This is a genomic window from Rhodococcus sp. H-CA8f (assembly GCF_002501585.1).
Lineage (GTDB): Bacteria > Actinomycetota > Actinomycetes > Mycobacteriales > Mycobacteriaceae > Rhodococcus_F > Rhodococcus_F erythropolis.
The window spans coordinates 287,042-301,603 of record NZ_CP023721.1; the positions used below are offsets into that span (position 1 = coordinate 287,042).

The window sequence follows — 14,562 nt, forward strand, 5'->3', positions numbered from 1 at the left end:
GCGCTTCGTCCGTCAATCATGCTGCGGTCCAGTGCAAGTAGCGGTGGATCCGGCCACAAAAATGACCCCTCCGAGAAGGCTCGGAGGGGTCACATCTGTTCGCGGTCGGCGCTAGCGCGTCACATCGGGCACGGCGGAGGGAGGGCTCACACTACGCCAGGCACCGACGCGTCCGGGTACTTGGCGCGGATTTTCTGCTTCGCATCGTCGGACAGGGATGAGCGCCAGGTCTGTTCCACCGGATCGTAGAAGGGCCGATCCGTTGCCATCCGCGACACAAAGGCCCAACCTCGGCCGATGTTGTCGGAGTCGTTCGACACCAGCCGGTACCCAGCTCGCCCGAGCTGGTTGTCGAGGTCGTCGGATGGTTCGATCGGAAACGGTGCGGTGATGAACCTGTTGGGATCGTTGTCATCCCAGCAGACGGAGACCTGAAACCTGTTGCCGTCCTCGGCGATGAATGCTTTGTAGGTGCTCATGAACCTGTCTTTCGTATCGTAGCGAGCGGGGGTGAGGCTACCGGCCGAAGGGAAAGCGGACAGAGTCAGGAAGATCGTCGCCGTAGGCGTCACAGCACAGTCCGTACCACGCCTCGTCGTCCGTGTCGGGACCACGGATGATCACGACCTCGGTCTGTCGACCGCAGGACGAACAGTGCGCGATGTCCTTCCCAGGCGTCACCTTGCGAAACGGGCCGATCGCGTCGACGCCGTCCTCGACCTTGTCGTCGCTGTTGATTGTGTTGTCCGACATCAGAAAAGCCTCTCTCGGGGACGAAGGTAGATGAAAGTCTAAAGGGGAAAGTGGATGCGTAGTCATGCGTTCACCACTGAGGAACCACGGATTTCGATCACGGGTAAGTGTTCGCATGCGACCTAGTTCTCGTCGGCGAGTTCCTTTCCGAGATGGTCGAACTGGGTGGCCATCCGGTACATCGCCTCGACTTCCTGCGAGGCTTTGCTGTCGAGGCCCTGCCTCCATGCGATGACGGCTTGCCGCGATATGGCGTTGTACGTGTCTGTCCACGAGTCGCACCAGACGACACCGTTCCACCGGCGATATCCGTACGGCACTGGTTCGTCACTGGTGATGCCCGGGGGAAGCCCGTCTCGAACAAAGAAGTCTTCTACTGCCATGTGGGTCCTTCAGTTCTATCCGAAAGCTGCGCGGAGGTAACGCATTCCGTCAGCGTAGCCAGAATAGCCGCGGCGTGGGCACAGTCAGCGTGGCGATCCTATCGGGTGGATAGGTAGAGATAACCTCGTAGCTCGCGATCTGCGACAGAGCAGGCGGCCGAGGACGTCAAATTGGGTGAGCGCGCGCGGCGAGCGGCAGATAGTGTTTCGCCCGGACGGAATCATTGTGTGAAGCAAGAGAGGTACGAGATGTCGAAAGTTGTTATTGCGGAAGTGAACAAGGTCGAGCTGACCGGAGATGGATCATCCGAGGTCGTCGAGACCCACTTGATCGTGGCGGGCGAGGATTCCGTGACCACTCAGTCGTCCGAATAGGCGCTCCGTCGTCGGTCGACACAGGACCGGGCGGCGGCGGCGCGTCTTCCAACCTGTCGTTCGACGGCGAAAACCATTGCACCAGCCCGTGTTCCCGTGGGCTGGCGCACTTTTCTGTAAACGCTGATAGCGAGCGCATTGTCGCAGGAGATTGGCTGCGGAACGCATCGGCCGGGCAAGGGGGAAGGTCAGCCCACGGTGGGCGCGAGAACTGGCACCGCTTCTGTATATTCGGACGAGTGAGTGGTCCGAGCTTCCGACTTCGATCGGTAGCTGGTCAGGGGCAGTTGCATCGCAGGCAGGCGAACGACAGTTTCGACCAGTCATAGTGGTGAGACAGACAGGCGAGTCGAACGAAAGCAGCACGAGCGGTCGCAATACGTTCCGCGAAAGCTGCTTTCGTTCGGCTCGTTTCCTGTTCGATACGCTCGGATCGTCCGCATTGGTGGCTAGCGAATATGCATCCAATATGTCTGAGCCGACGTCTGGTTCATCGTTGTGGGAACCACCATGATCGACGTTGGGAAGCGTCCACGTCGGTTGGGGTGTTTACGAACCGAACGCGAGGGAGCCGGTAGGTTCAGGTCTCGGTTCAGACCCGACCAGAATTTCGTACTGGACTCGTTCGGAAAGTTGCCCGGAGCCCCACATCCATCCGCCCCCGTGGCTCATTTGACCGCATAGTCCGAACAGGCTGTATCGACCCTGGGGGAGGCCAGATCGCGTCACCGTGACCGTCTGTCCTGCCTGAGGATAAATGGTGGCGTCAGTGGGGTCTGACGGGTGGGTTTGCCAGTCGGGGTTTTCGAAGGGGAGGACGGAGTCGCTGAAGCCTTCGGGGCTGCCGTCAATCGACAGTGTGCAGGTGCGCGTGTACCCCTTTACGACACGAGGTCCATTCGGGTTTGTGATGGTCGCGGTAATTGACGAGTCGTCACTGGTAAGCGTCACCACCGGAGGCAGTGTCGAATCAGTCGGTTGGGCACTCGCCACAGCAGGGAAGGCAAGCGGCGCGAGCGCTGCCATGGCCACAACAAAGGGTCTTTTCATGGGTATTTCGTATCACGCTTGATCATCGAGAGAGGGGATGGCCGGTTTTCTACTGCTCCCTCGCGGCCGTCGTCGTCTCCATGTGTACAAATGGGGCCCGCGCGGCTCCGATGCGCCCTGGCGGCGAGATTTCGGGACGGCGGCATTCGCTGTCCGGGGTCGGGTGGTCGGTGCCGGTTGGTCGGGAGCAGCGAGGTGTTCTTATCGTGGGGGATCAGATTTGGCGACGCTCGAGAGCGAACACACGTAGATCGCGTGCTGTGCGAGTCTTGTACACCGCGTACGTAGGGTTGAATTCGACGAATTGTTCGAAGACGCTCTCCGCCTCCGGTCCTGTTAACAAGGTCGTGTTTACAGGGATCTCGACCCCTCCAATTGTCACCCTCGCCTCCCGATTGGCCAACAGGTTCTCGGACCATGCGGGGTGGTCGGGTCGTCCGAAATTACGACCGACCAGAAATAGACGGTCCGCATCACGCATATAGGTGAGTGGCGTCGTCCGGGGCTGCCCCGTTTTCCTTCCGGTCGTGGTCAACAACAGCAACGGCACCCCCATCGGCCCGAAGATAGTCCATCGGCCTTGCTGTGCGCGAGCAGTTTTCGGTCGACCGGCGTCAATTTTCGGAGATACCAGGATCCGATCCGTGACGATGCGAAAGCATTGAGTGGCTTCTTGAGCAACCGCCGATCGTGACCCCACCGACTGTCGGGAAAAGTGTCAGTGCCCATATCTGATTGTCTCTCTATCAGTGTCATATGTACACCGTCTCGGTGGGTGTTGATCGTGTGACTCTGAGTGCTTGTTTGGTTGAGTTGAATTGGCACGGTTGGAGATTTCAGAAGGGGCCGATGTCGGGTGCCGGTGGACAAAGTGTTGGTTTCGGGACGTAGCCGGTTCGGTTCTCATCGGGGTCATGTCGTATGGGCTTGAATAGCGTTGTGTCTCAGCAATTCAGAAGCGGTTCGAAATCGCGAGTTGCGTGAACTGTTTACATCTACCTTGAAGAACTCCTCCGCGTCGACCTCTCGTGGTCGTCCACACGGTTCACCGATCTACTCCCACCGGACACGATCGGCGATGCAGTGGAGGTGAACGGCCGCCCGGCATGGGAATTCGCGATTCCACCGGACGGACTCGGCCTCGATTCCACACTCGCGTTCGACGCACAAACAGGTATCCCCCCTGAGGTGGGTGGACAAGTCATTCACGCTCGAACTCTCGGACGTGGAAACCGACATTCGCGTCGACGACGACTTCTTCACCGGCCCTTGACGACCGACAGGGGCGATCGCGCAGGTGGGACTGGGACCGTCCTTCTGCGTGATTCCGCGTGCACGTAGGTACTCCTGCCATCCGCGCTCGGGGCAGCTGACCCGATATTCGAACATGTCGTTGCCTTCGCGGCCGAGCGATTCGACGATCGTGTCGGCATCAGCGCTACTCGGGCAGGCGTTTCCGGTGAAGTAGCCCTGCCCCACTCGGATGGCCACAGCGATCGACTTCTCGTGAAATCTCGTGCCTGGACTGCGTTCACGTGTGTCGTCATTGCTGTGATTCCAGCGTCCATGCGGGCTGGTCGGTCACTTCCGGGCCATTGTGCAGCACCCAGACAGACGGCTCGGAGATGTAGGTGGCAGCGTCGGTGAACCAGTATGTTTCGTCGGGTACCCAACCCGCGATGACGCTCGCCGTGTCGGCATCGACGTCGATCGCGGTTCCCGCCGCCGCCAGGTATCCCGTCACGGTAAGGTGCACTCCCTCAAAACTTTCCGCGACCTGCACCCAGTCCGGGATGACCCACCTGCCTGATCGGCCGGTCGTCCGGTACCAATCGTGCCGCTTCTCCGCGGTGACCTCGAGTGGGAACCGTCTGCACAGATCCGACCAGGCGTGCGCACTGTCGATCTCGTAGATGCGTGCGCCAGTCGGTGGCCGCAATGCTCGGACGACAGCCCGGTTCCATCCCATGCTGTCTTCGACGAACCACAAGCCCGCCGCAGTCCCGTCGAAAAGTGCCCGTGTCGAGAACCTGGCGGGCGGGTGTGACCACCAATGGCCGGTCCAGTTCGCTTCAGGGTCCACCGGGCGGTCACGTTCGGCTCTCGCTTCCGATTCCAGGGTGCTCTTGCGCCACTCGCTGAGGAGTTGTTGCGCAGCAGGCACTTCGTCTGTGTCCGGAGAGTCGTCACCTCGGCTCATGATCGACCGTTGGTCGGACGCAGCAAGCGAGGTTGACCACCACTGCGCGTATTCGGAACCCGCGATGTGCTCGGCGACGCGTCGAAGCTCATCTCGCACCACCTCGGTGGCGACGAGCACGTCTTCTCCGTCGGGATCCTGCCAGTAACGCGCCGCATCGACCGCTTCTGCGAGGGCGGAGCGTAGATCGACGGCGGTAACGTCGGGGAGCGATATTTCCGAGAGGCTACGCGCCACATCCTCAGCGGTGACTATGGTCTGCCGGGCCTCTTCGGCGCCCGGGCCGAACAACACTCGGGAGGTGCCTTGTCCGACGTCGAGGTGATACGCCGCAAGGCGAGTGTTGATGCGGAAGGTGCCGTCGCCTGGCTCGGGCCGGAGGGTGCGTTCGGCGTCGATCGCGTACGCGAGCAGCATCCGGCGCCCGCGCGGGCCCGCCAGTAAATTATCCGCAGTGAGCATCAGTTCTCCCGTTTCCCCGGTTCAGGTGACGGTAGCCGAGGTCGGCGAGAGAGAGAATTCGCTCCCCGCATTGACGGAGCATTGGACCCTGTCGTCACGAGTAACGCAAGGACCGACACCGGTCGGCAGAGAATCCGGCACAGGGAAAGCGCATCTACTTTTCCGGCTCGGCGCGGGTTCGAATCGGATCGACATTCTCAGGGCACGCATGATTGTGACAGAAGCGATGAACTCCGCATCTTCGAACACGAAGCCCTACATGCGGGGTGGCGCTCAGTGTCCGCGCCGTGGGAGGGCGGCGCAACGCTGCACGCGAATATCTCAGGGACACAGCACGGATGCGTGTCTAACCTGAGGGTGAATTGACCCTGACCGACTTGGGTTGATGGCAGCGATACACGTGACAGTGAGCCGATGGACGTGCAGGGGACCATGGCGGCACCGACAGAACGGACTCGAACTTCACATCGAGGGACACGAGTTCACACAGACACACACGGAACGAGAGATCTCGACGTCGCGCGAATGACGGTCCTCGACCACCTCGCCACCATCGAGCCCCTTCGCTCGGTAGGCCACCGAGCGTTTGCCGACAAATGACTGCACCGCGTATGGCGTCATCGTTTCGTGACCATGACGCTCGTCACACCTCCCCGAAGAACGAACCGCCTGGTCCGGGCTTCTCGGTGATATTTCCGTAACTCGGAGTACGACTTTAGGTGGACTGATTCGGACATTGGAGGCTAGTCGGGCATGTGTGCGGTGTTGTAACGTCCCAGTCAGACGCTCAGTTAAGTTCTGGCAATCGTTGAGTTTGCCGAGATTTCGACTCATCCCCAGGGAGACCGACCATGGCTACCACCACCGACGAGACCGCCCGCACGTTGACAAGAAAGCGCCGCGTCGGAAAGGCAGTGGGCGCATGTGCTGCGGTGTCGTCGGTATTGATGGCGAGCGCACTCGCGTTTGCCGGTACCGCGTCGGCGACCCCGACGGCACTGCCGGACAAGTTTGCAAGCACGGTCACCGACGACGGCTGGACCCTCGACCTCGCTGCTACCAAACTGTCGGCGAACCCCGTTCCCAACCTTGCGACGACTGCTTTCACGCGTGAGGGTTTCGTGTCGGCGAAGGTCACCGGCACCATCTCCGGTGCGGGCGATACGGCCGTCAAGACCGGATATATCGAACAGGGGTTGCAGATCGGTTGCCAAATCGACGTCTCCTCCGGACTCGGCCTGGGACTCGGATTCTCCCTCGGCCCGTCAGCGGGTGTCTCCATCTCCGGGGTTCCGTCGGCGAACATCGGCGTGAACGCCTCGGTGAACCCGAGCATCCAGACGACGATTGCACCGGGCACGATCACCACGATCCCGCTCGGGAAGAAGGATCTCGAAGCCGCGAAGGCATCGATCACGGCGGAGAACGTGCACGTCAAGGTCGATGCGTGCATGGGCCCGGTCACGATCCGCTCCTACGCACAGTTCGCCGTCTCGACGGCGACGTCGGACAACAGTGTGTTCGTGTACTCCGATCCGACCTGGCTCTGACAGAACTCTCGTACCACTCGGATGTCCGAAGAAGCTGTAACCCAACAGCGTTCGAGCTCATCGGACCTGTCTTTCCAAGGGAGAACCCCGTGACCCACGCACGTATGAAGAAAATCGCGGCAACGACCGCAGCAGCCGCGACTGCGATCGGCGGCGTTCTGCTCACCTTCGCTCCGGCAGCATCGGCGGCGCCCACTCTCGCGGAACTGGGTGCCCCCGTCGTGCAGATCCCCATCAATCGCGCTGTCACGGTCGCGGCCCGCGACAGCGGCATCCCGGCCGCCCTGGCGAATGCGAATGTGATGGTCCCAGTTCCGGGGTGGGAGAGGGTGATCGACTCCTCCGCGAACGTCCTGGCAATCGAAACGGCCCGGGCTGCGCAGTACCCGAACGGCTGCGCTTCCTACGAGTTCTACCTTCCGTCGAACGGGAAGTGGGTAGCCGGAGCCACCTCGTACATCAACTGCCCCTGGTAACAACTCACAGCTTGCTGCCCACTGATTCGTCACCCGCCAGCATCTCGCCCGATGCTATCCATGCGGGGTGACACGCATCTCGAGACTCGCGTACCCGCTTGGCGGGGAAAGGCATTCACCTCCGATGGCTACCTCACCGAACGCCCCGATGACTTCACCCACCCGCCGCGACATCGCGGCGGAGAACGCGTTGCCGTACATCCCACCCGGATCCGGTCGGGAGTCGTCCGCCGATCCCGGCCGATCAGGCGCTGAAGCCTCGAGGCAGGAGTGGGACCGCGACAGTGAGTTGAGCCAGATGTCGAAAGCGGTCATTGCCACCGCCTTCGGGCTCGCATTGTTGATTGCCGCGTTCGCGGTGATCGGGCGACTCGGGGGCTGGGCCGCGGACTACGGGACGGTCCTGGTGTATCTGGCGTTCTTTCTGTGGATGTCGATCGCGGGCAGAGTGTTCTGGTGGGGCGCAGACACCCTCATCGCCGAGCTTCGGAAGAAGTCGAACACGAGTGGTGATCGACGGTGAAGTCCGCACTGACACTCAAGCGGCCATTGGCGGGGTTTCTCGCTGCCGGAGCACTGTTGACCGGGACCGCCGGAGTGATCGGTGCCGGGCTTGCACTCACTGCCGGACCGGCGCATGCGACACCGGAAGAGGATTGCGCGGCGGTGCGGGCACGTGATCATCAGATCTACCTGAATCTCATTGCGTCGCTCCCACCTGGTGCGCCCATCCCGCCAGAGATCATCAACCCGTGCCTGAGCGCGCCGTCCACGACGGCGACAGCTGCGCCGACGACCACCGTCGGGCTCCCCGGTGCGCAGGCCCCGGGTGGTGGCCCGAATGTCGGGGCGAATGCTCCGACGAACTTTCCCACCTACAACGGCACCCCCATCGTTCCCGTACCCGGCGCAGCGCAACCCGGGCAGCCGAACTCGCCGACACCTCCAAGCATCGAGAACCCTGCAGGAATTCCGGTTCCGACAACCACCAGCGGCCCTGCCCCGGCTACGCCGCAGCCTGCAGGATCGACCGCACCCACGGCGACGACCGATCGTGGTCCCGGACCAGTACCCACAGAAACCCCGAATACTGCTCCTGGACAGCATGAATCGACTCCCACCGTCACTAACGCGGAGCTCAGCGAGGACGATGGCCGCGACCGCTACCTCGAACTGGTCCTCGTCGGTGCCGCAGCGTTCACCGCCGCCGGAATCGGAGTGCGCGGTCGGCCGGGTCCATTCAGTCCCCGCACGCCCGAATCAGTCCTCTCACAGGTAGTCGGAACCATCGCTTCACCGCTCATGGCGTATGCACCTGGCGGGCAGTCCTCGTTGCGGGTGTTCGATCCAATCGCCGACGGATACCGGTTCTTCTTCCTGATCCACGACCAGGCGTCGTCGCACGAATCCGTGATTCCGGTGACGGTGCCGCCCGGCGGTCACATGAGCGTCAACCCCGATGGCACGGTCACCGTCTTCGACGCCGACGGAAACCCGGTCTCGACTATCGACGCTCCGTGGGCGTACGACGCCAACGGCACACCCATCCCGACGCACTATGAGATCCGGGACGGACAACTCGTCCAGGTCGTCGACACCGCCGGTATCGAAAACATCCTGTATCCGATCCTCGCGGACCCGCTCTACGGCGGAGACAACGTCGCCTCCGGACAGTCGATGACGGCGACCGCACTGCCGAACGGGCAGGAAGCGATCTCGGGTCAGCCGGACGGCGTCGCGGTAGTGGGCACCCCCGACCCTGGCTACACGGCGTACGTACCGAACCAGGACACGATGAAGCCTGGATCCGAAATGACAGTCGATCAGGGGGACGGCACCACCAACCGGTACAACAATCCTGTTGATTCGGCCGATGCCGAGTTGGAGGTCACCACGGTGCCCACCACTGAGGCCCTCGACACGATGGCCGCCGCGCAGGAGAACGCCAACCAGGAATCCGCAGTTGCAGCGGCGCAGGCCAAGGACGACCGCGACGAGTGGCTCCGTGAAACCGCTGCAGAACGCGCACGGGACGACTGGTTCAGTGAACAAGGATCCATTCTGACGTCGTTGTTCCGGTTCAGCCAGAATGTGCGCGGCGCCAACGGAATCGACGGTCTCGCCGAGGCGGGGTCGGATCTTCTCGGTCTGGGGAAGTCCGTCGCCCAAGCCGTTGTCGCCTACAACCAGGACCCCAGTGGTACCACCCGTGACGTACTCGAAAGCGCCCTGCGGCTCGATGCGCTGCGGGAAGAAGGTCCGCAGTACTGGTATCAACAGATACAGCTCGATGCCGGTGCAGCGGTGCTGACCGGTCCGTTCGCCGAAGCCGGACTGGGTACGCGCGTGGCGTCCACCGCAACGCGCGTCGAGGCTGGTATCGCCCGCACTGCTGCCGACGACGTGATTGAGGGGATCGGGCGCACCGGTGTGGATGCCGGTGCCATCGCGCCGGTGAAACCTCCCGCCACTGCGCCGGTGAAGCCTCCGACAACGTCGGCTGCCGATCCTGGCCTGGCGCCCGGTAGGCCCCCGGTCGGGGCGATCGACCCCGCTACACCTACTGCCACCCCGGCACTGCCGCCAGCCACTCCGGCCCTGAGCCCGTCGCCGAAACCCACCGCCGGTATCGGGGCATACCCCGACCCGGCCGGGATCGACCCTCAAGCGGTGCGCCTGTTCCCGCCGGACGCCACGCCTTACGGTCCGGGAGGGACGCTGGCGACGTGGGAGGCGACGTTCATCGACCCGACGACGGGACGGTGGGGCTGGCCAGATCACCTGGGGTTCGCAATCGACCCGGCTACACGACTGCCGGTATACGAAATGTTGCCGCAATTCCCACCCGGGACCGCATTCGACCGCTTCGGCCAGCCCCGCGGAGAGTTCCTCGGCGCGGACGGGGACATCTTTCCGGCTCGGAGCCTTCCTCCGCAGAACGCTGTACAGCCCTACTACCAGTACGCTCTCGATCAACCCTTGCCGGACAACCTCGCGGTACTGACCGGACGGATCGCCCCCGAGTACGCCGCGCCTGGGGGTGGAACCCAATTCCTGGTGATCCGCGTCGACCCAGCGACCGGACTCCCGATCCTGACGAGTGGTGCCGACTACACCAACATCGAAACCTTTGCCCGGCTGACCATCGAGGAAATGATCGCTGCGGACATCATCAAACAGATCTACCCACCCTTCACCCCCTGACCGGCGGCCTCGCCCTCATCCGGCCAAGCGTCGGCAGTGAGAAGTATCCTCAGACCACACCTACCCAGGAGCAGAAATGACCAGGAACCCTCTTCTCGAGGCGGAAGAGAACAACTTCCTTGGAACCGGATCGCTGACCGATGCCGAGGTCGCCGAGTTCAAGGCGACCGTCGACTACCTGCGTGCTGTCATTCCTGCCGCGTTCGGGTTGGAATGGAACGATCCAATATTTTCCGGTGACGGATACGTAGTGACCGAAGTGCCTCGCAGTAGCGGTGGGCGGTTCTTCGACGGGTATCGCGGTGTCAGGAAAACTGCGAAAGGGTACGTTGCGATGACCGCGTCCGAGCGCAATAGCGAGAGCGGGTCGGTGACCTTCAGCCGGTTCGAGGACGCGGTGAAGGGCTATGCGGCAGGGGTGATCGGTTCGTTTCGGATGGAACTCAGTGGCCGTTACCTGGGGTATGTGGCGTGGATGTGGAACGGTACGACCGGCCCGGGTGTTGTCACCGAGTCGTTGAATCCGCCGTACGACACGGATTTCCGCTTCTACCTCAGAGACGATCCGAGTGCGTGGCTCGAAGGTGACAAGGTTGCGGCGACGCTCTCACACGGTTTGGGCATGTCGATTCCCAGTTTTATTGCCGTCATCATCGCGCACCCCGCTGTAACGGCAAAGGACGCGACGGCGTGGCCGAAACCAGTACGACCCTGAGCTCCGCGCCACCGGATGTAGCGCCTCTCCAGTTTCAGCACGAATGGAGCTGACATGGCCAGGAACCCTCTCCGGTGCTTGGTGATCCGACCACCCGAACATGAGAACGCCCGCCAGGCACAAGGCCAGGCGGGCGCTCGTCATTGTCAGGTGCTACTCGGCAGTGTTCATATCGAACGTGAAGTGAAAGTTAGTCGCTGTGTTTCACGGCGTCTGCAGCCTTCAACACCCGTTCCCCTGCAGAGCCGCGCCCCTTCCTCGGGGTCGCCGTTGCCAAGCCAACGATTCTCTCGAAAATGGAAGCCAACTTCGCCCTCCGGTGTATCAAACGATTGAGCGCTGCCAGTAGTTTTCTCCAGGTAAACCACGATAACGTAGCAAGAAGTCGGAAATGTTCCGCCCCACGACGGGCCAGTCCTCACGTCCGTCGAGAGTTGAAGCTAACAGAACATTGAAGTCGTCTTTTCTTATGTCGAATACAATGAAATCTGGCTCGGCCACCATTGTTCCGATTATTATGTCATTTTTCAAGAAACGCCCGTCCTCGTCATCCCAGAATTCCAGCTCGCGTTCCGTAACTTCTCGAGATTTGGGCGGAGAAAGGAGTGTTATTCCGTCCTTTTCTGAGCCCCTATCGTGGTGAAGTCTGCATTCTCTCGCGCTTCTCCATAAATCGAAGAGATCTCTCGGCAGGGTATCTAGGCTCCAATGCTGAGACACCTCTTCAGTTCCTGCAGGCGGATCGTAGGTGTTGTAGACGTCGAATGATCGGCCTGGATGCGTTGGGACCAGGACCCGCTGGACGTCGGGATAGGACTCCAGCGCATCAGATATAGATAGCGACATAAAATTCCTGCCATCGAGTTGAGAGTGCACGTATAGAAGTGCGCATAGGAACTAGATTCCAGAAGTCATTCGTACCTCCCTCCAAAATCTGGTTCAGGTGACGGTGGCGGAGGTCGGCGAGACGGAGAATTCGCTCCCCGCGTTGTCGGAGCATTGGACCGTGTCATCACGAACGACGCAGGCGTAGTCACCGACGCGGAGAGTTTCGTTGTTGTTCAGGACAGTTGCGGTACTGCCGCTGGCGTACCGCTGCCGTTCAGCTTGCTGGATGCCTTTGGAAGTGGCGGAGATGAAGATCGTGTTCGGGGTGCAGTCAGCGCCGGGGGACGTGCCGCCGACAGAGCACGCGGCGTTCGCGGGGATCGCGCCGTGACATCCTGCGCCTTCTGCGATTCCGGACAGGTTGATCCCGCAGGTGAAGTTTCCGTCGCCGGTCGTGAACTGGTACGACCCTGCTTTCGACGGGTTCGCGAATGGGTCGGGATCGACTGCGGCAGAACGCGGTTCCGTCTCGAACGTGTTAGTGAATGCGCCGCCGTCCATAGCAGTACTTGAGTCGGTGGCGGTGCAGTTCTGGGTTGCGAACATGAACAGCCCCATATTGCTCGGGCCGGTCTTTGGTGGGCCGCCGTTGGGGCCTTCTATCGCCGGGCGGTATGGATCGCGCGGGATTGCTTGATTGCTCGAGACCTGAACGTCTGGAACGAAGACCGGCTCGCGCAAGACTGCCGGGAACTGAGCTAGATCGACCTCGGCGATGAGGTCGTTGCCGATCACACGGACTGAATCCACAGTGCCGACGGCACTTTCCAGATCGAATCCCGATTTCGCGCGTTCTGGGGTAAGCGTCCGGCCTCCGCTGACCGTCCAGACGTTCTGCGTATCTCGTTGGAAGAACAAGTCGTAGTCATTTGGTCCGTTCATCCCACTCGGGTACACCGCAAACGAGAAGTCGACGGAGCCTGGCTGTGCGATCGTCTGGCTTCCGACCCCGGGTATCTGAAGGGGCGGCGCGGGAGGCGGAGCCAGAAACGACAAGCTGATCTTGACCCGATCACCAGTGGTGTGTTCGACGGTCGCTGCACGGACCTGCACTTCCGCGGGCGGAGGCGTGTTCGTCGCGAACGAATCGGGATCCGGGTTCGTCCACATGCTGCATTCGGTGGCGAAGGTGGACGGGAGGGAGTCCCAGTCCAAGGCTTCGGCGTCGCTGCTTCCGGAGCTGCAGCCCGCGAGGAGCGCGACGGACACGATTCCGATCATGGCAGCCGGAGCGAGTCGGCGGCGTAACTTCCGCAGGGGGGTGAACGCTGTAGGAATGGGCACGCATGATTGTGACAGACAGGGCGCACTGGCCTTGTGGGATGAACACGAACATGCAAGTCGCACAGGCACACGCAAGAGCGGCATCTCACCGACCGCGGCGTGGGCGAGCAACTCGGCGCTGCACCAGCATGCCCCAGAGGTGTGCCGATAGGTGCGGGTCGCACACTCCGATGACCCGGACCTGCCAGACTGGGTTCATGGCAGCGATACATGTGGCAGTGAGCCGATGGACCTGCAGAGGTCCATGGTGGCGCGGCTGGCGCCGACAGAACGGACTCGAACTCCACATCGAGGGACACGGATACACGCAGACATACGGAACGCGAGATCTCGACGTCGCCCGAATGATGGTCCTCGACTACCTCGCAACAGTTGACGCGCCAGCTCCGCACGACGCGGAGATTCGGTGGACCGACAGCGGAAAGTAGCGCACCGCAGCCATAGATGGATGAGGAAAATCGTATGCCGCTGTCGACCGCTGCATAACGAAAGACTGCGAGTACTGGCCGGTGAAACGTAGGCATGAAATCCAGGCACCTACAATCTGCGATAGTTTGATCACCAGCTCGCAAGTCTCACAGTCCGCTTCGACGCCGATCCAACGGAATGGGAACATACACATGGCCTTTGAACTACCCGCACTGACCGAAGAGCAAAAAGAAGTAATCGACCATTGGCAGGACCAGTCTCCCGCTGGCGACTGCTTCGTCAGCCCGGCGAACAGCGACGGCGCAGTGAAATTGCTGAAGATCACTGACGGCCGCGAATTGATGTGGATCATCAACCCTGACGGATACTTCATGCCGAAGTCTCGGAAATCGGGCGGCGCGTGGGAGGACGTCCTCTGACGACGCCGGGGGGAGGCCAGTGATGACAAAGAACGAAGCCGGGGAGTATGACGAAAGTTGCTCTCGGATCTGGTTCTATCTTCAGTAACCCGAAGCCCTTGTTGATATTTCATTGTCAACAAGGGCTTCGGGTTTTGTTCGGCAGATAGCGTTCGCACGCCGCTGACTGTTCGAGAAATCAGAAAGCTACTGCTGTGGTTTGAGCGCAGTTCCGGCCTCGGTCGTGAGGTAATACGGGCACTGGATATCAATGAAAAGTGTTGAGACCTAGTAGGATTCGAACCGCTTAGTAAACAAGCTCCGCGGCGGCGACCTCGTTCGCAACCGGTTCGAGCGCGCACCGAGATTCAAGATCGTCGACATTTCAGGAAGAG

The 14,562-nt window shown here is 61.4% G+C and carries 16 protein-coding genes; 8 read left to right on the forward strand and 8 right to left on the reverse strand.

The window, feature by feature from the left end:
* Positions 1-146 precede the first annotated feature (146 nt).
* From CPI83_RS30510 to CPI83_RS30520, 3 genes are all read right to left on the reverse strand, one after another.
* On the reverse strand, positions 147-479 hold the full coding sequence (locus CPI83_RS30510; RefSeq protein ID WP_097388588.1) for a hypothetical protein: 333 nt from the start codon (positions 477-479) through the stop codon (positions 147-149).
* Positions 480-516: 37 nt separating this feature from the next.
* Positions 517-753 (reverse strand): hypothetical protein, encoded by a 237-nt coding sequence (locus CPI83_RS30515; protein WP_097388589.1) that lies wholly within the window; start codon positions 751-753, stop codon positions 517-519.
* Positions 754-875: 122 nt separating this feature from the next.
* On the reverse strand, positions 876-1,136 hold the full coding sequence (locus tag CPI83_RS30520) for a hypothetical protein (RefSeq protein WP_097388590.1): 261 nt from the start codon (positions 1,134-1,136) through the stop codon (positions 876-878).
* A gap of 249 nt (positions 1,137-1,385) precedes the next feature.
* On the opposite strand from CPI83_RS30520, the gene CPI83_RS31370 reads away from it, so the two are divergent.
* Positions 1,386-1,511, forward strand: a complete 126-nt coding sequence (locus CPI83_RS31370) for a hypothetical protein (RefSeq protein ID WP_269801289.1) — start codon at positions 1,386-1,388, stop codon at positions 1,509-1,511.
* Between the two features lie 1,264 nt (positions 1,512-2,775).
* Here CPI83_RS31370 and CPI83_RS30530 read toward each other — a convergent pair.
* The 3 genes from CPI83_RS30530 to CPI83_RS30540 form a co-directional block, all read right to left on the reverse strand.
* Positions 2,776-3,117, reverse strand: a complete 342-nt coding sequence (locus CPI83_RS30530; RefSeq protein WP_232816955.1) for a nitroreductase/quinone reductase family protein — start codon at positions 3,115-3,117, stop codon at positions 2,776-2,778.
* A gap of 497 nt (positions 3,118-3,614) precedes the next feature.
* Positions 3,615-4,052, reverse strand: coding sequence for a hypothetical protein (locus CPI83_RS30535; protein WP_157920714.1), 438 nt, complete (start codon positions 4,050-4,052; stop codon positions 3,615-3,617).
* Between the two features lie 52 nt (positions 4,053-4,104).
* Positions 4,105-5,223 carry a hypothetical protein gene (locus CPI83_RS30540; protein ID WP_097388593.1) on the reverse strand — a complete coding sequence of 373 codons (1,119 nt, stop codon included), beginning with the start codon at positions 5,221-5,223 and terminating at the stop codon, positions 4,105-4,107.
* A gap of 947 nt (positions 5,224-6,170) precedes the next feature.
* On the opposite strand from CPI83_RS30540, the gene CPI83_RS30550 reads away from it, so the two are divergent.
* The 5 genes from CPI83_RS30550 to CPI83_RS30570 all read left to right on the forward strand — a co-directional run bounded on the left by CPI83_RS30550 (position 6,171) and on the right by CPI83_RS30570 (position 11,168).
* Positions 6,171-6,773: an MspA family porin gene (locus CPI83_RS30550; RefSeq protein ID WP_232816969.1), complete on the forward strand. Its 603-nt coding sequence runs from the start codon at positions 6,171-6,173 to the stop codon at positions 6,771-6,773.
* Positions 6,774-6,862: 89 nt separating this feature from the next.
* Positions 6,863-7,249: a hypothetical protein gene (locus tag CPI83_RS30555; protein ID WP_097388596.1), complete on the forward strand. Its 387-nt coding sequence runs from the start codon at positions 6,863-6,865 to the stop codon at positions 7,247-7,249.
* A 124-nt stretch (positions 7,250-7,373) separates the two neighbouring features.
* Positions 7,374-7,772, forward strand: a complete 399-nt coding sequence (locus CPI83_RS31280; protein WP_232816956.1) for a hypothetical protein — start codon at positions 7,374-7,376, stop codon at positions 7,770-7,772.
* The gene (locus tag CPI83_RS30565) at positions 7,769-10,453 is read left to right on the forward strand and encodes a TNT domain-containing protein (RefSeq protein WP_097388597.1); all 2,685 of its coding nucleotides are present in this window, start codon (positions 7,769-7,771) and stop codon (positions 10,451-10,453) included. The genes CPI83_RS31280 and CPI83_RS30565 overlap by 4 nt, the downstream gene beginning before the upstream one ends.
* Positions 10,454-10,529: 76 nt before the next feature.
* A complete protein-coding gene (locus tag CPI83_RS30570; RefSeq protein WP_097388598.1) occupies positions 10,530-11,168 on the forward strand; it encodes a hypothetical protein in 639 nt (212 codons plus the stop codon).
* 324 nt (positions 11,169-11,492) lie between these two features.
* Here CPI83_RS30570 and CPI83_RS30575 read toward each other — a convergent pair whose 3' ends face one another.
* A complete protein-coding gene (locus tag CPI83_RS30575) occupies positions 11,493-12,014 on the reverse strand; it encodes a hypothetical protein (protein ID WP_097388599.1) in 522 nt (173 codons plus the stop codon).
* 93 nt (positions 12,015-12,107) lie between these two features.
* Entirely contained in the window at positions 12,108-13,265 is a 1,158-nt protein-coding gene (locus CPI83_RS30580) for a hypothetical protein (protein WP_157920715.1), read from the reverse strand.
* A 272-nt stretch (positions 13,266-13,537) separates the two neighbouring features.
* Here CPI83_RS30580 and CPI83_RS30585 point away from each other — a divergent pair, with 272 nt between their 5' ends.
* Together CPI83_RS30585 and CPI83_RS30590 are read left to right on the forward strand one after the other, a co-directional pair.
* Positions 13,538-13,768: a hypothetical protein gene (locus CPI83_RS30585; RefSeq protein WP_097388601.1), complete on the forward strand. Its 231-nt coding sequence runs from the start codon at positions 13,538-13,540 to the stop codon at positions 13,766-13,768.
* Between the two features lie 192 nt (positions 13,769-13,960).
* Positions 13,961-14,188 carry a hypothetical protein gene (locus CPI83_RS30590; protein ID WP_097388602.1) on the forward strand — a complete coding sequence of 76 codons (228 nt, stop codon included), beginning with the start codon at positions 13,961-13,963 and terminating at the stop codon, positions 14,186-14,188.
* The last annotated feature ends 374 nt before the right edge of the window (positions 14,189-14,562 follow it).